Below are 17416 nucleotides of genomic sequence, written 5' to 3'. Positions count from 1 at the left end.
AAGATGAAGACCGAACAAGCCCCTTCCCGTGCCCTGCCGTCTCGCGCCGTCACGAACGCTCGCGGCGACGTCGTCCTGTCGTCCGAGGACGCCCGGCGGCTCGTCGCGGGCCTCAAGGCGATCCGCGCCCGCGCCACGGCCCGGACGGGCCAGGAGGATCTCGACCACATCAAGCGCCTGTCGTGGCTCGGCCGCGCGTTCTCGTTCCTTGGTTATGCCACCTGCGTGCTCGGCCCGAACCCCCTCTCGATGGCGCTCATCGCCCTTGGCCGGTTCGCCCGGTGGGTCGTGATCGCCCATCCGGTCCTCCACCGGGCGTACGACGACGTCGCCGCCGGCGATCCGGCGTGGCACAGCCGCACGTTCGCGCGCGGGCGGCGCCGCTTCTGGGACTGGTTCGACTGGCTGGACGCGAGCGAGTGGCAGGGCCAGCACAACGTCTCTCACCATTGCTACGTCGGCGACGAGCGGGATCCCGACCGGCTGGCCGTCAACATGGAGTGGCTGAAGAAGCGGTCGAAGCTCGTCCGCGCGCTCGCGCTCCTCGCGACCGCGGGCACGTGGAAGTGGATCTACTACGGCCCCGCGACGCGGAAGAACGCCCGCGAGGGGCGCGGCCGCGCGGCTCAGGCGGCGCAGGAGGCGTCCGGCGACGGGTGGACGCCCGCGGCGCTGCTCGACCGCGAGATGCTGCTGCGCTCTTACCTGCCTTACGCGGCCGTGCACTTCGTGATCCTGCCGCTCGTGTTCCTCCCGCTCGGCCGCTGGGCCGCGCTCGGCGTGCTCGTCAACAGCCTCGTCGCGGAGCTCCTGTCGAACCTGCACAGCTTCGCGGCGATCGCGCCGACCCACACCGGCCTGGACATCCCGATCTTCGAGGGCCCCGCGCGGAGCCGCGAGGAGTATTACGTCCGGCAGATCGTGGGCTCGGTGAACTACAGGAGCCCGAGCGGCGCCGCCGACTTCCTGCACGGTTACATGGGCTACCAGATCGAGCATCACCTCTGGCCGGATCTGCCGTTGCGGCAGGTTCCGCAGGTCGCGAGGGAGGTCGAGGCGCTCTGCCGCGAGCACGGGCTCCCGTACCGGCGGGACTCGGTCTGGCGGCGCATCGTCGAGATGGTCCGCGCGGTGGTGAGCGACGACAAGGTGCAGGTCGCGCGCGTCACGATCACCCCTGCCGAGGCGCGCCGCGCCGCGCGGCGGGTCGGCGGCGACCTTGAGGTGACGCGGCTTTCCGCCTAAGCTCGGCGGTCAGCTGGGCCCGCAGGCACATTGTACAGGACGAGCATCGATACAGCAGCGGCAGCGTGGTGGGCCGCTTGGAGAAGGAGCGATGACGATGAGCCAGGAGAGGCAGCTTGTGGTGGCATGGCCGGATCCGGCGCCGGCCGCGGAGAAGGTGCGGTCGATGTCCGGCGTCGACTACCTCACCGCGATGATGAAGGGAGAGCTGCCGGCCGCTCCGATAGCCCACCTCCTCGGGCTCCGGCTCGACGTGGTGGAGTCGGGCCGCGTCGTGGTCGCCGGCACCCCGGGCGAGCAGCACCAGAACCCGATCGGCACGGTCCACGGCGGTTACCTGAGCACGATGCTCGACTCGGCTGTGGGCTGCGCCGTTCATACGTCCCTGGAGGCTGGGGTCGGTTACTCGACGGTCTCGCTCCAGGTGAGCTTCGTGCGCGGCCCGCGCGCCGGCGTCGAGCTCTTCGCCGAGGGGCGCGTCGTGTACCTCGGCAAGCGCCACGCGACCGCCGACGGGACGCTGCGCGACGCCGAGGGCACCCTGTATGCCCACGCCACGACGACGTGCCTCATCCTGAGGTGAGGAGGTCTCCAGCCGCGGCGCGTTCACCACCGGGTCCAGCGGGAGATCCGGTTGAGCCGCGTGTACGGGGTGCCGTCGTTCACGAACCCGAACGCGGTCGCGTCGTCGGTGGCGATGTGCGGGCCGAAGCCGCCGTCCTCGTACGGATCGTCGGCGTCGGCGCCGAGGTTGTAGACGAAGCAGTACCCGTAGTGCTGCGCGACGCCCGCGTAGTGTTCCGCGCAGTTGTCGTCGTCGGTGTCGCCGTCGTAATCCGTCGAGGACCACCCGGCGGCGAACTGCCACTCGAAGATCTTGCCGTGCCCGGAGACCGGCACCGGGTTGACGAAGCGCATGGTCTCGGTGTCGATCCCCTCGGCGGTCGCGCGCATGACGTCCAGGGCGAGCCCCTCGCGATCCTCGATCTCGTCGCGGTACTCCCGTCCGACGCGGTAAAGGGCAGGCTGGTAATGGTTGTTTTCGATCGACGGCTCGCCCCTCGTCTTGAGCCGATCGCTGTACAGGAATTTCCAGAAGGCGAGGGTGGTGCCTTCCTCCGAGCCGACGCTGTTGTAGACGAGGGCCCACCGCTCGCCGTCGATGGGCGGGCCGCAGTAGACCAGGAGCTCCTCCTCCGGGCCGGACCCGTCCGGATCGAGCGCATAGGCGCCGTCCGGGAGGCTCTCGGGGACGTCGCTGCACCGCTGGTAGCCGCCGATCTCACCGCCTCCACCTCCGCTGCCTCCGTCAGCTCCCCCAGCTCCGCCTCCGCCCGCCTCGCCGTCTATCGGGTGATACGGCTTGTCCAGCCCGGCGAGCGCCGTACACCCGCAGGCCAGAAGGCACCACGCCGCCCCGATCCATGTCGCGGACCCGCTCCTCATCTCGCTTCCTCCTGCGGCATCACCCACCGCTCCTGCCTCACTCCGGCACGGCAGGCAACGCATGCATCCCTCGCCCGCGCGGCGAGCGCTGTCGCCCTGGCGGTGCGGAGGCGCGGCCGCCTCGCCGGATACGCGCGGGCGGGAGGCATCGGTAGGTGCACAATTGTAATAAAATGTCAAGTCAAAAAGTGTGGGCGCTCGAGGCCGAGCTGTGGGCACCCGTCCCGCCCGTCGGGAAGGGCGTCCTCACCTCGCTGAGGTGACGGTTTTCGTGTCGGCCTCCCGGCGCCTTGTGATTCCGAGGCGCGACACGACACACGGATCGCGCTCTCCCGCGATCACGAGCCGTGCTGCATCTGCACACAAGCGCTCGCTGCTCGCGCTCGCAGCCGCGGACATCCTGGTACGGTATCGCCCAAATTGGGCTTTGGGTACGTGAAGACGACAGACCCCCAGCGAGGGAGTTCGCCGCGCGGCGAGCTCTCTCGCTGGGGGCCGGCCTGCTCGGCGCCACCCCCGCGCAGCCCGGGACGAGCCCGGCTGGCTGCCCGCGGGGCCGCGCCGCGCTACGTGGCGCTCTGCATGCTCCCTCGCGCCGCCCGGTAGTCGGTGAACATCGACCCCAGGATGGTGGCCGCGCCTGTGGCAATTTGGACCATCGCCGCGAGCGGTGCGCGCTTTGTGTACCCGAAGACGAACGGCGCCGCGATCACGGACGCGCTCCACGCATAATCGAGCGCTTCGTGCATCTCGATCGGGATCAGCTTCGCCAGGCTCAGCCGATAGTCGGTGAGCAGAGACACGGAGATGACCGATGCGCCGAGCATCACGCCGGCGATCTTCGCCTCCCGCCTGCTGGAGGAGAGGCCGGCCATGGCGACCATGAAACCGTTTGCGTAGTCGAGGACCGAGTGGACGTCCTGGGGGATGACGCGCCGGATGGGCAGGACGCCGAAGAGCAACTTCGAGGGGATCGCTGCGTTCTGCTGGACCGCCGGCGCGACGGCGCCGGGTTCGGCCTGCTCCGCCGCCGGAAGCACGTCGTCCATGGCGGGGTAAACAACGGACTGTGTCATGAGAACCTCCCGGCCCGCTCGGAAGCAATCCGTGGACCGGGGTCTCCGCGCGCGGAAGTCGCCGCACGGCCGCGTGGTCAGCGCGATCTCCGGCGTGGCGGTCTGGTCGGGTGTCACGGCGGGCTCAGCGCGCGGCGTGGGTCGAGGTCGTCGGGGTCGTAGCGGTCGGCGCGCTCGGCGAGCTCGGCGCGTCAGGCAGACGGAGGAGCGCGGCGGCTCAGGCAGGCAGCAGGCCGATCGAGCGAGGTGACCACGGCAGGATCACCCGTCGAGCTCGCGAGCCTGCCCGCAGCCCGGCGGAGCTCGCCCCGGCGGCGCTGGACCTGCCCGCGCGAGCGGAGCTCAGCTCCCGCTGCACGCCTCGAGCTCGGCCTTGCACTGGTCCATCCCCGCCTGCTCCACGCACGGCGCGCAGCGCGCCGAGATGCCCTCGCCGGCGCACTCCACCTCGCACTCCTCGGCGCAGACGCCCGCCGCGCAGGCGCAGGCGATGAGCGCGTCGGTCGCGGGATCCTGCGAGAAGATCTTGTCCTCGTCGCAGCCGAGCACGCAGGGGCAGCAGATGCCGTCGCCCGGACAGCAGCTGTCGCTGCGTCCCAGGGGGCAGGCGCACTCGCCGCCGCCTTCTTCCTGGCACGGGCCGTAGGCGCTGCCGTCAGGGAGGCACGTCGCCGTGCCCGGCCCGCTGACGGCGTGACAGGTGCACGATGTGGTCGAGCCCGGGACGCAGAACGTCTCGCTCGGGTCCGGATCGGCGGTCGAGGAGCCGCACGCAGCCGCGAGCGCGGCGGCGATGAAGCCAAACGCAGGGGTCATTCGCATGGCTGCCCTGGTAGCAGCACCGCCGTGAGCTCGTCCAGGAGCAAGCGAGGGGGCGGTCAGGAGCAAGCGAGGGGAGGCGCGCCGGCGCGCGACATTGTTTGGCCGATCAATATAATTGCGTAACGAACGTGCAGATTCACTCCTGCCGCCCCGCGGGCATACTATGGGTCGATGGGAGGCGTGCGCGCCCCTCATGGACAGCGGATGTGGTCCGCTGGCCTGGTCCTTCTTCTGGAGGAGATCATGCGTGAGGAGACGAGGCGGAAGGCGCTGAATGCTGCGGCGCGGGTCGCGCTGGGCATGCTGGCTTGTGAGGTCCTGGCGGGCTGCGGCGGACACTACACCACCGGCGAGGGGCCGCCGGGCCTGGGCGGCGGGGAGCAGCAGCCGCCGGAGGTGCTGACCGGCGGCGCCTCCACCGGCGGCGGCGCGCCGGGCGGCACCGATCCGTACGCCGCCGTCAACGGCGGCGGGGGGACGACCTCGGTCGGGACGGCCGGATCCGGGCCCGGCGAGGGCGGCGGGGGCTCGCTGCCGGAGCCGGGGACGCTCGCGTGCACCGACAAGGTCAATCTCGACCACGTGCAGGCGCGTCCGCGCGAGGAGATCGACTGCTGCCTGAGCTACACGAAGGAGCGAATGCCCGTTGCTGACCCCGTGCCCTCCGAGGCGCAGCTGGCCGCCCTCTCGGGGGACGAGTCGTTCGTGAACTGCTGCGCGGCGGTGATCGAGGGCGTGGAGACCAATGTCGTCACGTACGCGGACGCCGAGCCCGTCCGCGGCGTGTGCTGCTTCGGTGACATCGTCGCTCCCGAGGAGGAGCTTTACTCGCGCGCCTTCTGCACGCCCTGGGGTCCTCCTGTCCCGCCGGCGCTCGACGCGGGCGCCGCGCTGGAGGTCGCATGAACGCGCCGGTCCTCGATCTCCGCGAGCGGGCGCGGGCGCGCGCCCTCGACGTGAGCGGTTATCCGGAGGCGCTGTTTCCGTCGGCGATCCGCACCTGGCGCGGGCGGATGGTGAACGAGTACACGTCGTCGGCCGTGTTCGAGGCGCTCGCGCGTCAGCTCGCCGAGGCGCGGTTCTCGCCGGAGCTCGTCGACACGTGCCTCGGGTTCGCCCGCGAGGAGCGGGAGCACGGGATCCTGTGCGGCGCCGTGGTCGAGTCCCTCGGGGGGGTCGCGGCCGCGAGCCTCCCGGAGCGCGCGGAGTTCCCGCTGCACCGCGACGCGCCGCCGCGCGCCGCCGTGCTCCGCAACGTGATCCACATCTGCTGCATGAGCGAGACCGTGGCGGTCGCGCTGATCGGCGCGGAGCGGCTGGAGATGCCGCCGGGGCCTCTCCTGGAGCTCTTGACCCGCATCTATGCAGACGAGGTGGGCCACGCCCGCTTCGGCTGGCGCCTGCTCGACGAGGTGGCGCCGACGCTCTCCGCGGAGGAGCGGAGCGCGGTCGAGCGGTACCTGCCGGTCGCGTTCCGGCACCTCGTGGCCCACGAGCACGCGCACCTGCCGCCCCACGACGCTCCGCCGGAAGGGGAGCAGCTCGGGCTGTGCAGCGGCCTGAGCGCCCGATCGCTGCTCGACGAGACCATCGATCAGGTCATTCGCCCTGGGCTCGGGCGCTTCTTCGCTTGTTGAGTTGTTGACGGCCTCCCGAGGGCTCCCGTCGGGAGCCCTCGGGGGTGTTGCCCCCCGGGGTGGGCCCGGGGCGTGAGGTGGGGCGTGAGGCCTGTCCCTCAGCCGGCGCTCCGGTGCCGGGCGCGCCAGGCGGCGGGCGTGGCGCCGTGGTGGCGCCGGAACAGCCGCACGAAGTGGCTTGGATCCGCGTAGCCGACGCGCTCGGCGATCGCGTCCACGTACTCGTCGGTCGCGAGGAGGCGGCGCCGCGCCTCGGCCATGCGCCCCTCCACGATCCACGCGACGACGGTGCGCCCGGTGGCCTGCTTGACCGCCGTGGTCACGTGGGCGGGCGTGCGCCGCACCGCCTGCGCCACCTCGTTCAGGGTCAGCGGCCCGAGGCAGCGCGCCTCGATGAAGGCCAGGGCGTCGGCCACGAGCGAGGGCGGCTGACGCGGCGGCGGCGGCGGCGCGGCGGCGCCGGCGCCGCGCGCGCGCACGACCTCGGCGAGCACCAGCGCGAGCAGGCTCTCGGCCACGACGGGCATCGCGCCCGCGGCCGTTTGCTCGCGATCGAGCTCCCGGAACAGGTCGAGCACGTATGCCTGGCGCGCCGTGGGCAGCTCGACGACGGGGGAGGCGCCCTGACGGACGCGGTCGAGCGGGGCGAGGAGCTGGCCATAACGATCCGGGTCCAGGCACGACCGGCAGAAGGCCAACTTCCACACCTCGGGGCCGCTCGCGGACAGCACGCGGTGCGCGTCGCCGGCGGGGATGAGGTGCAGGTGGCCGGCCCGCAGCTCGAACTCGCCGTGGTGCTCGACCCGGGTGCGACCACCGACGTGCAGGGCGAGCACGACGAACGTGTGCACGGCCGGGGTCCGCGGCGGCCGCAGGCACTCCAGGGGCCCGGCTTGCCGCATGACCCGGATCGGCGTGGGGCCGAGGTCGTCGAAGATCACCGCGGCATTCTAGCACCCGCCGGTCGGGGCATGGGCTCGCGGGGGCGGGGATCGAAGAGGAGGCCCAGGCGGTCGAAAAGGCGGCCAGGGAGGGGTTCTCCTGCGCTGCGGGCGCTGGGGCCTCGCCGGGTTCAATCCCGCTTCGATACGTCCCTGGTTGGGCGGGAGTTGGGCCGAGGGGCCGGGGGAGGGTGGGGGCCTGCGGCCCTTCGGGAGCAGGGACGAACTTGGGCAACGATTCTGCGGTGGCGAACCGTGGCGATCCGTGGGATCGGCCGGCATTTCGGGAGGGTGTGACGACGGATGGCTCCCATTCGGAGGGCATGGACCCAACCCGGGCCCAACCGCCGAGCCCTGGGCCCTGGGAGTTCGCGACGGTCGAACCGTCGCCTCGATCCGCCGTGGTTGCGTCGCTCGCCGGCACACTGAGCCGAGCCGTCGCCCTCGGGGATGTAGAAGCAGCCCTGGTCGTTCACGAGGCGATCGGGCAGCTGCTCGGCGCGTCGCCAGCTGCGGGCGGGCGACGAGCACGCTCGTGCCGATAGTAGCCCGCCGCATTGGGGCGGACTGTCTCGCTCTCCCGCAACCTGACCGCCTCGTTGCGGCTCTCAAGCGACGGCGTCGCTCTCGCTCGACTTCGCGGCGGGCCTCGGGGCTCACGCCTCCCCGATCTCGACCCACCCGCGACCATGACCCCGCCTGCCAGGTTGCCATGAACACCCCCCAATCGTCGTAAACGAGCACCAGCATGAGGCCGGGCGCTACGGGCAGGGAGCAAGTTTCTGTCTCTTCCGCGAGAGCGGCCTCAGCGATGTCGGCCACATCGTCAGGGTCAATCATGTCCGGGGTATCGACCGGACGGTGGCGCCGGTTGCGTCGCACCGGACGCGCGGGGCGTGGCGGGTACCGGCGCGAAGGGACGTGTAGGGATGCCGGCGTCGGCCCGACGGCGCTGGCTCAGATATCGATGAGCTGCTCGGCGACCTGTGGAGGCATCGTCAGCTCGATTCGGCAGCGGCACACCGTGTCGGCGCCGACCGGGACGCCTCGGTAACGTTCGAGCGCCTGCCGGGCGCGCGCCACGTCAGCCATGAGACGCTTTATCGTGGAGCGCATCGTCTCTGCCTCTGCATCCTTCAGTTCATTGCGCGACACGAGGCGTTGGAGAAGCTGCAATAGCTTTTCGATGTCTGAAGGTCCCTCGAGAACCAGCTTGCGGCAGCGCTCGATGAGCTCTCGTCTCGTCGCCCTCATCCGGACCTTGAACGGGTCGTTGATGCTGTAGACCACCTCGGTGTACTTGCCGCTGCCAGTCTTCGGCACCAGCGTGTCGTCCTGCGCCTCGAAATGATCCGCCCAGGCGCATGTCGTCGGATTCAGAAGTGCGTTTCCACTCGCGTCGTGCAGCGGTTTCGTCGACCTTGAACGGTTGCACCAGCGACACGCATACAGGCAATTTGCATACGTATTGGCATGCGTCACGTCCTTGCTCTGGGGTACGATGTGCTCCACGGTGGTGAGGCCGGTGGAGTTTATCCCGTGCTCCGCAAGGTCCGCCTCGTGCAACATGCAAAGAGCGCAGGTGAAGCCGAACTCCCACCGCAGGCACGGGCGAAAAGCCTGGTAGCCGCGCTGCCGCTCCGCCGCCGCAGGATCATGGCTTCGGAAGAAGGGGGTCGCCGGCGGTCTCGTCACGGGAGGTAAGATCTTCATAGTGCTTCAGGATTCCTCTCGCTTCTTCCAGCAGCTGGAGGGCATCTTCGGACGGCATCGGGAACGTCGGGCGGTAGTACGCCGACATCAGCTCGGTGTACTCGCGCTGCATGTCCAGGAGCACGTCGAGCGCCTGCTGGAGCCGCGCGGCGACATCGCCGTCGTCCGGGTGTGCGTTCCGTTCGTGCATCAGCGCGGCAATGCGGTCGTGCTGGGCCCCCGTCTGCTCCTCCAGGGCTTCGATCCGGCGGCGCAGCGCGGCGCGCGCATCCTCGGCAGGAGGCTGGCTCGGGGAGAGCACATTGCCCCGCGGGAGGCGCCAGCTCATCCTGCCTTCGGTCGCCTTCCGCCGTTCTACCAGAAGCTCAGCCGTCGCCATGCTCATGGCTCGTCCTCCAGCCGGAGCGTCCTCGTGACCTCTCGGAACTCTTCTCGGTGCTCTCCGTCGACCGCCACATCACCATTCCAGAAGAGGCGCGCCAGTCCGGACATCTCCGCAACCCGCTCCAGGGTTTCGTGGAGCCCCGCGGCCTCGAGGAGAGGGCCGACGCGAGCCCGCGCCATCGCACGCAGCGCGTTCAGGCCCTCGGTATCCCGGTTCACGACCGGTTTGAGGCTCGGAACCCGCGCCCGCTGCCGCGCGACATACTCGAGTGCCGGCAGGATGTCGTTCGGATCGCGGCTCGTGACCAGGAAAGGGTTCGGCGCCCATCGAACCGGTCCCGCGTGCCACGGCGGGTAGTCGTCGGGCATCGGCTCTCCCAGGAGCAAAGTCGAGACCAGCACCAACGCCTCGTGCGGGAAGCCCCAGATGCCGGGCGGAAGGTCGACGACCACGTCGGTGAGTGCCGGCACCTGATGCGCAAGTCCATCGAGGGTCCAGGCGAAGCTCCTCGCCCAGTCAAATGGCTGCCCGAAGAACCACTCGACGCTCTGGATCACGTCGTCATGGGTGGACGATGACGGCAGGTAGAGCACGCGGTCGTCGCGCTCGTGCCGCCACAGCAGCGCATCCACCCTCGCCGGCTGCCCGGTAAGGAACGCGTAGTTCAGGGGATCGTTGAAGTACGGCGGCGGAAGCGGCTTGTCTTTCCACTTCTGCCCGTCGCCCCGCAGGGCATCCCGCCGCCGCCCGCGCCGCGCCCGTGTCTCCTCGACGCTGAGGAACTGCCCCGTTGGGGGCGCTTCGAGGTTGATCGAGCCGTCGTCGAGCAGCGTCACGGCGGGCGCGCGCAGGCGGAGGCCATCGGCCAGCGAGGTCCCCGTGAGATCGCAGTCGACGAGCACGGGCACGCGGCCGCCCTTTGCGAGGAGCTTGGCGCACGCGGTCGCGAGAGTCGACTTCCCGACGCCCCCCTTGACGGAGCAGAAGGCGTGCAGACGTATCGTGCGCTCGCTCACGGCTTCCCCTCCCGCAGGCCGAAGGCGCCGATCACCTCGTGCATGCGAGGATCCTCCCGGAACGGCGACCGCTCCGCAAGCCGTAGCAGGAGCGCCCCCGCGATCTTCTGGGTGGGGGGCTTGCCATGGACCACGAGGCGACCGAGTGCACCGGCAGCTAGCGCAGCGATATCTGCGCCGTCTTCCTCCGCCGCGGTGAGGATGGCCTCAGTCGCTCCTTCCACGCGGGCCGGATCGCGCGCGGCCACGCCGAGCAGGTAGAGGCCGACCGCGGCGGAGGCAAGCGGAAGGCGGATATGCTTGATCGTCAAGGCGTGCGACTCGTTCTCCAGAGAATCCACACCCGCGGCGAAGAGGCGCACGAACCCCCACCAGCGTAACTCCTGGACTCGGGGGCTGCCGACCGTCGCGCGCAGCTTCGTCTCCAGGAGTGCGCGCTCCTCGGGAGTCAGATGCTCCGCCACATCGGCAGCAGCAAGCACCAGCCGGCGCACGAACCAGAACGCTGCCTCGTCGGATTTCTCCAGGGCCTGCAGATCCGTGGGGAGTGCCTCGAGGCGGCGCATCCGCGCTTCTGGGCTCAGGTCGGCGATGCGCCCGCGGTTCATGTGCAAAAGCGCATAGAGCGCGAGATCCGGTATGTCTCCAGGTGCATGCCATTCGAGCACCGAACCGAGCTTCGGGCCCAAGTGGACGCGGCGCGCAAGGGTGAGGAGCTTGTCCTCCAGTGCCGGCGAGGAGACACTCCGTGGCTCAGAAGCGTGCTGTCCCGGCTGCTCTTGCCGGAGGACCCGGGCGAGATCCTCCATGGCACCGAGCGCGTGGAGCACGGCGGCGAGGCGATGATCGAAGGCGTCGCGACCGAAGCCGAAGGGGTCGAGGACGTCACGTTGCTCCGCGGGCGGTGGTGCCTGCGCAACGAGGCGTCGGATGCCGTCGCGTCGCGCGTCGGGGGAGAGGGCGCCGAGCTGGAGGCATAGCCACTGGAAGAGTCGCCAGGTAAGCCAGAGACCTTCGCGGAGCGGGAGGAGCGCCGGATGGGCAAGGCGCTGCACCACCTCGCCGCATACGCGCAGCAGAGGACCTTCCGCGGCGCCGAGAGTGTCCGGTTCCGGCGGTTCGCTCACTTTGTTGAGGAGGCGCGCGAAGCGCGCAGGAAGGATTTCTCGGAGGTCGACCTCTCCCTCGGGGAGATTGACGAGCGCGCGGCGGGTGGCAGCGAGGCGGAGGAAGATGACATCGCCAGCCACGCGGGCGATCGGAAACTCATCAGGGTGATCGAGGTGGTCAAGAGCCACATCGATGTGCTGTTCATAATCAGCCTGCTCCAGCCTCCATGGAGTAAGTGCGGAGCAGAAGAATCCAGGAATTTCGCTCGCCATGATTAACAGGACGCCTCGATCCTCACGGGTCGACCAGGCGCCGCCACGGCGATTTCGAAGGACGTCCCGGAGCGACGCAGGCAGCGGCTCGTCGGGCTCAGATAGAATTTTTAGCAGATCAGCGATGTGAGGACGCGCGCCTCCCGCGCTAACGCCGCGCGTCTGGCTAAAGGCGCGGATGAACGGCGGATCATCACGAACGAGGCGAAACAATGCGGATGCGGATCTCTGTGCGTAGTTTCGCAGGGCGCTTCGATTCGTGGGTGCTCGCTCAATCTCTTCGAGGAGATCGTAGAGCACACCGTCATGACGACCCTGGACTGTCTTGAGCTGTCTGGCGATTTCGCTCCGGTCTCCCGCTGCCGCCCTCAAGAGCGCCGCTTCCACCGGCGCCTGCACAGGAAGTGCGCCATCACCTCCGGGGATCTCCATCTCGTACTCGATGCTCCGGCTGCCGTGCACGTCTGTGGGATCAGCGGCGAGGACGGCGGCGCCGTGCTCGAGCATCTGCTCGAAGTCGATCCGTTCTGTTCTTTGCGCGTCTGGATGAGCGACGTCGACCCCGCGCTGCTTGAGAGGGCGCTCTTGCCAGTTTGCCGAGAGGATTGCCAGCGCCTCTACGCTGGTATCGACAAGGGTCACGGTCTCGCCAAGGTTGCTCTTCTCGGGAGGATGAGCGAAGTCGAGCGTCATCGCTCTCATCATCAGCGCACCGTCGTCCTCCCGCTTGTCGAGCAGGAGCCAGGCCTCCCGGATGGCACGGTTATGAGCCGCACGTCGTACCCTGTTCTCACCCGTCCATTCCCTGATGGCATCCCATAGACGAGCCGCCGAGCCCTCGTGATCGGTCACATACCCGCCGTCCTCCCGCCTCCACGCGATCAGAGGGTTGTCCAGGGTTTTAAAGCCCAAAAATTGCAGTGTTTGCGCCAGCGAATCGCTCATGGACGCAGCTGCCATGGTCTCTTGTCGACTGAGGAGCGCGCGGGCGAGGGCGGCCTGCTCGGCTCCGGAGCGACCGGCGGCCGCCGAGCCGTCTTCATTGCAGAAGGCGCGAAAGACGCACGCCGCGTACGTCTGAGCCAGTCGGAGCCGGGCGAGATCTCCTCCGAGGTGCCCCGCTTCCCGCGCCATCCACTCCTGATTATTGAGGATTCGCTTCGGTTCGACCTTGTCAAGTCCTCTGTACCGGCGCTCCAGGCGCAAGATCTCAGCGGCGCCCAGCGCGTCCGGGAAGCCCAGCTCAGCGAGCTTGAGCAGCCGCGAATCTGCCTCTCCCTCGTACTCAAGAAGAAGCCTGACAAGCCCCGGCAGCGTGACGTCTCGCGCGGCGGCAGGGCGCACGCGCTCCATCAGGGCATGATACTCATCATGGCTCTTCCAGGCCAGCGCGGCGGTGAGCCTCGGCGCCCCAAGAGCGTTAGTCCCGAAGAAGTCGGCCGAAAGCCTCCACCACGTAGGGTTCTGCAGCACCGCGTAGCGGCAGGCCAGCATCTCTCGAAGCGGCTCTAGCGCCAGGGCTTCTCCCCAACCCTCCTCTGGCTCTCGCAGGGCAGGGACATCGCTCACGGCGGGCTCGTGCACCTCCTGGATCCAGGTCTCCGCGAGCAGCGCGTGAACCCTCTCGGCTAGCTTCTCCGCACGGATCGTGTCCGCCTGATCGTCGTGCTCGGTCTGGAAGTGGATCTTCGCGCGTGGCCCGAGGCGGACGCGCCCGTGGTGAGCCCTAAACACCGAGAGGAGGGCGTCTTCCTGAAAGAGCCTCTCAATGAAATACCAAGGGATCAGGATCCGTTCAGGGAGCGACTCTGGCGTCGTGGGAGGCTCCGGTTCGCTCGGCAGATGAGGCTCGATGCGGCGTCGCTGGGCTTCGTCGATGCACCCCTCGTCGTGAAGGTAGTTCAGGAACGCCCGCGGCGAGATACGTTGCACATCGGCCGGCGCCTCGACGTCGACGATGGCGGCGCCGTTCTTCCGGGCGGCTGCAAGATCGTCGTAGGGCGCGCTGGGATCGGCTTCGAGGGCCGGGAGGTGCTCGACTTGGCGCAGGAGCGCCTCAGTCTCTGCGAGCTTCTTCGGGGTCGCAGCAATCCGGAGCTTGGTGAAGTCGTCTCGAATGCGGTCGCAGGCGCGCGAGAAGAGGACGAGCCGGCCGCTCGGGCCGAGGGCATCGCGCAGCGTGCGGGTCAGGTCGAGGACCTCGATGAGTAGCAACTCCAGTTCCGAAACCAGGATCGTGGCGCCCTCAAGCTGGAGTGACGGCGGCTGATCGCTGAGAGAGACCGGAGGACAGAGGAAGCCCGGGGCGGCCATACGCCTCCGTTCCAGGATGCGCGTCACGAAGAAGGCGAGCTGGGTTCCGGTGAGCTCGAGCGCAGTGGACGTCGGGATGGCACCCAGCCGCGCGAGCTGCGACACGGTATGACGGAGGGCTTGCTGCTGATGGATGAAGTCGACAAGCTCGGATGCAGGGCGCGCCTCCAGGAACCCAGCTTCGATCAGGCGCTCATAGTCGATGGGTTCCCTGTCCTCCGGCAACTCTCCCAGGAGCATGAGGAGCTGAAGCCGCAGGAACTCGGCCCTGGCATCAGCAGGAAACCTCTGTTTGACGCGGCTCGCGATGTCCTTGAGCCGCCGCGTTTGCTCCGCATCGAGCGCGCCCGCGAGCCGCTGGAGCGAGCCGACGACGTAGAGGGCATCCAGGTCGAGGCGGTCGGGCTGCTCCGTGTAGAGCCTCCAGGCCACCGCGGCGGCCTCCTCCGGCCGGTGCATGCGGAGGAGGAGCTGTGCATGGCGCACGCGGGCCGGAACGTCCTCAGGCCTGCGCTCCACGTACCGTCGCCATCCTTGGTCTGCCTCCTCCAGGCGGCCGGTCCGCTCGGCTGCGATAGCATATGTGCGCAGCGTGAGCGGGCGGTCGTCGTGGAGATCTTTGACGAGCTCCCACGCGGCTTCGGCCTGATCGTTGACCAAGAGTTGCCCCGCGAGGAGCAAGCGGTACCCCTTGCCGGGAAGCTGCGCATAGGCCGACGCCGCGTGCTCCAGCGCCTCCTCCGGCCGGCCCTGGCTCGCGCAGAGCTGCGCCGTGATGTGCTCGATGGGCGCCCGCCCGGGGAAGTCGCGCACGAGCGCCAAGGCCTCGTCGAGCGCCCGATCGAGCTTCCCGCCCACGGCGAGCAGCTCCACGCGCTCGAGGCGCCCGCGCCACGGGTGGTTGTCCGGATCGGCCGGCAGAGCGCGCAACGCCTCTTCCGCACGACCATCGACGGCGAGCTGGAACGCGATGCGGCGAGGGCCATCGTCCGCCTCCTCGCTCTCGTCGCCACCCCGCGTCGCAAAGCGCTCCTCCAGCTGGTCGTCGTCGTGTGTGATCCCGCGGAAGACCTCTTCGGCATGGTCCAGATCCCGGCGCTGCGGGGGCGGTAGATCCCGATCACGCAGGACACGGAAGCACTTCTCCAGCGCCGCGATGACGTCGGCGCGCTGCCCGACGGGGACGAGCACAGCCCTCGGTGGCTTCTCGAGGATCGTCCTCACGAGCGCGTCGGTGAGCGCGGTCGTGAGCAAGGCAGCTGTGAGCATGTCGTCGTCGCTGCTCTTCAGCACCGCCAGCGCGAGCGCTGCGGCACCGGCGAGATCGTCGCGCGAGAGCAGGGCCATGGTCGCGTCCACCTGGACCGGCGCAGAGGGCCGTAGGTCCGCCGGGATGTGGCCGCGCCGGATCGCGATCCGTTGCCGGACCTCCGCGATGCGCCCGTGCTGCTCGGCATCTTCCAGCGCGTCCTCGCCGGGCAGCAGGGCCTCGGCACGGTCCAGGTCGCCGGCGAGGGCCACGGCTTCGGCCAGGCTGAGCCGGCCCTTGACGGACAGCTGGTCCGCATCGACGGTGGCGAGAAGCCTCCTGGCCTCATCCACCTCCTGCAGGTTGAGGGTGGTCACGGCGATGTTCAGGCGAGAACGCGCGACGCGCTGCTTCAGCTCGACCGGCGCCGCGTTGCCGGCAGCGGCGAGCTTCTCTTCCGCCCGGCGCAGCATCTGTTGATAGCGCTCCCGCGCCTCGGCGTAACGGCCTGCGTTGAATAGCTTCAACGCTTCCTGGTTGATCTGCTCCAGCGACGCGTCGAAGTCCTTCTCGTAGGTGGAGAGCAGCTGCCGGAGCATGCTTTCCTTGAGCGGCGTCGGCCCGCCTCGCACCGTCGCGCTCACCTCGTCGGCCGCGCGGCTGGCCCTCTCACTCCACAACGCGGCCGTGCGCTCCAGCCTCTCCCACAGCTCCCGCAGCCGGTTCACGACGGGGCCGAAGTCTCCGGCCCCGTGCTCGATGGTCCACCGCTGGATCTCGTCCGCCGCGCCGCGCGCGAGCGCCGCGCGGAGCCCTTGGAGCGGGAGCACGTCCTCGGGCAGCACGATCTCGCGCGTGAGCTGCCGGACGCGATCGAGATCCGACTCCTCCTCAATTTCCTCTACGAAGCGCTGCAAGCGGCGCTGGCGGGCGCTGGGTCGTTTCGGTATATCGGGCGGCGCTTCCGCCGCGAACGCCTTCACGGCGCGGAGCCGCTGCCGTTCGCTCCGCGCCGGCGCGTCGAGCTCCGCGACGAGCCGCTGGTACCAGCCAGCGCCTTCGCGATCCACCCCCGAGTAAACGAGCGACGCCGCCGCGAAGGGGAGGACCGGATGCGTCGAGACGTGGCGAGTCGACGTCCCCGCCGCATCGTAGCCGAGATCGATGTCCGCGACGATGACGCCTTCTTCGTCCTCCTCCAGGCACCCTGCGTGCTCGGGGAAGAGGCGGAGATCCTCCGCACGCCCCTCGTCCACATAAATGCTGCTACCCCCGTCCGGAGCATGGTTGGCGTAAAGCACCGGGCGACCCTTGCGCCGGGCATCGTCAAGGGCCTTGGCGCTGAACTCGGCGCGCGTGTGCTTCCCGGTGAGGCTCGGCGCGGCGATGAGCCTGCACTGCGAGAGGCGCGGGCCGATCAGCTCGCGGTGAGGCTCGCTCTCGCGTTGTACGAGGTCCAGGCAAATGAGCACCCCGAGCCGACCGCCGATGTTCTCGGGAAGGTCGATGGGCTCCCAGCCTTGCCCTGGGCTCAGGAAGCGGAGCTCCGGCTTGGCCGGGTGGAGCTTCGGAACCAGCGCGAGCAGCCGGCCGCCGTACAGCACCGGGCTCACGGCGCACCTGAGCAGCGCGTCATGATCGGCGGTGCTGCCGAGCTTCTCATAGATCTTCTCTTCGAGCGTTTCGTCATCGACAAAGTGCGTCCCGGCGACGACGACGGTGTTCGGTGCCCTCCTTGCGATGCTCTCCAGCAGCGCGGCCGGGATGCTGTACTCAGGGAAGACGACAATCTGCACGCGCCATGCGCGGCACACATCGAGGATCGCTTCCACCTTGCGCTGCGTCTGATCGAGGTAGGCCTGGCGAATCCGCCGTCTGAGCTGCTTGAACTGGAGCTGGACGGGCCGGGGGGCACTGGCATGGCCGGCGGGGAGCAGGGACGACATCTCCCGATTGGGGTCGCCGAGCGGGTCATCCAGCGCGCCGCTGGGCTTGGGGATGGGCACCGCCGGATGAAAAGCGAGCTGGACCACGCCGACGCGCAGGTGCCTCGCCGCCAGAGGTCGCCCGGCCCCCTCGCTCGTCTGGCCGTCTTTCTGTGATGTTTCCGGGGAGTTGCTCATGGCTGCGGCTGCGGAGCAGCAGCGGGATGCTAGCCTCGACCCGCCGGTGCTGCGAGCGCGAACAGGGA

At 69.3% G+C, this 17416-nt stretch carries 12 protein-coding genes; 4 read left to right on the top strand and 8 right to left on the bottom strand.

Features of this window, described 5'->3' with window-relative positions; all coding sequences use genetic code 11:
• The first annotated feature begins 3 nt into the window (after window positions 1–3).
• Complete coding sequence (locus tag WMF43_RS37505; protein ID WP_437672255.1) at window positions 4–1245, top strand: fatty acid desaturase family protein; 1242 nt, start codon at window positions 4–6, stop codon at window positions 1243–1245.
• Window positions 1246–1342: 97 nt separating this feature from the next.
• Window positions 1343–1828, top strand: coding sequence for a PaaI family thioesterase (locus WMF43_RS37500; RefSeq protein WP_437672254.1), 486 nt, complete (start codon window positions 1343–1345; stop codon window positions 1826–1828).
• 23 nt (window positions 1829–1851) lie between these two features.
• Here the strand turns inward: WMF43_RS37500 and WMF43_RS37495 are convergent, their stop codons facing one another.
• The 3 genes from WMF43_RS37495 to WMF43_RS37485 all read right to left on the bottom strand — a co-directional run bounded on the left by WMF43_RS37495 (window position 1852) and on the right by WMF43_RS37485 (window position 4589).
• On the bottom strand, window positions 1852–2691 hold the full coding sequence (locus WMF43_RS37495; protein ID WP_437672252.1) for a fibrinogen-like YCDxxxxGGGW domain-containing protein: 840 nt from the start codon (window positions 2689–2691) through the stop codon (window positions 1852–1854).
• Window positions 2692–3257: 566 nt separating this feature from the next.
• Window positions 3258–3767 carry a hypothetical protein gene (locus tag WMF43_RS37490; protein ID WP_437672250.1) on the bottom strand — a complete coding sequence of 170 codons (510 nt, stop codon included), beginning with the start codon at window positions 3765–3767 and terminating at the stop codon, window positions 3258–3260.
• Between the two features lie 342 nt (window positions 3768–4109).
• Entirely contained in the window at window positions 4110–4589 is a 480-nt protein-coding gene (locus WMF43_RS37485) for a hypothetical protein (protein WP_437672248.1), read from the bottom strand.
• A 243-nt stretch (window positions 4590–4832) separates the two neighbouring features.
• Here WMF43_RS37485 and WMF43_RS37480 point away from each other — a divergent pair, with 243 nt between their 5' ends.
• Together WMF43_RS37480 and WMF43_RS37475 are read left to right on the top strand one after the other, a co-directional pair.
• On the top strand, window positions 4833–5495 hold the full coding sequence (locus WMF43_RS37480) for a hypothetical protein (protein ID WP_437672246.1): 663 nt from the start codon (window positions 4833–4835) through the stop codon (window positions 5493–5495).
• On the top strand, window positions 5492–6226 hold the full coding sequence (locus tag WMF43_RS37475) for a ferritin-like domain-containing protein (protein WP_437672245.1): 735 nt from the start codon (window positions 5492–5494) through the stop codon (window positions 6224–6226). The genes WMF43_RS37480 and WMF43_RS37475 overlap by 4 nt, the downstream gene beginning before the upstream one ends.
• 98 nt (window positions 6227–6324) lie before the next feature.
• Here WMF43_RS37475 and WMF43_RS37470 read toward each other — a convergent pair whose 3' ends face one another.
• The 5 genes from WMF43_RS37470 to WMF43_RS37450 form a co-directional block, all read right to left on the bottom strand.
• Entirely contained in the window at window positions 6325–7167 is an 843-nt protein-coding gene (locus WMF43_RS37470; RefSeq protein WP_437672243.1) for a helix-turn-helix transcriptional regulator, read from the bottom strand.
• Window positions 7168–8124: 957 nt separating this feature from the next.
• The gene (locus WMF43_RS37465) at window positions 8125–8862 is read right to left on the bottom strand and encodes an HNH endonuclease (RefSeq protein ID WP_437672241.1); all 738 of its coding nucleotides are present in this window, start codon (window positions 8860–8862) and stop codon (window positions 8125–8127) included.
• Window positions 8822–9265: a hypothetical protein gene (locus tag WMF43_RS37460; protein WP_437672239.1), complete on the bottom strand. Its 444-nt coding sequence runs from the start codon at window positions 9263–9265 to the stop codon at window positions 8822–8824. Before WMF43_RS37460 ends, WMF43_RS37465 begins: the two co-directional genes overlap by 41 nt.
• Entirely contained in the window at window positions 9262–10281 is a 1020-nt protein-coding gene (locus WMF43_RS37455) for a P-loop NTPase (RefSeq protein ID WP_437672237.1), read from the bottom strand. The genes WMF43_RS37460 and WMF43_RS37455 overlap by 4 nt, the downstream gene beginning before the upstream one ends.
• On the bottom strand, window positions 10278–17348 hold the full coding sequence (locus WMF43_RS37450) for a hypothetical protein (protein WP_437672235.1): 7071 nt from the start codon (window positions 17346–17348) through the stop codon (window positions 10278–10280). Before WMF43_RS37450 ends, WMF43_RS37455 begins: the two co-directional genes overlap by 4 nt.
• Between the last annotated feature and the right edge of the window lie 68 nt (window positions 17349–17416).

Source organism: Sorangium sp. So ce131 (genome assembly GCF_051519095.1).
Classification (GTDB): domain Bacteria; phylum Myxococcota_A; class Polyangia; order Polyangiales; family Polyangiaceae; genus Sorangium.
Note: the sequence above shows the minus strand (reverse complement) of the source record. Positions and strands in the feature narration are given on the sequence as shown.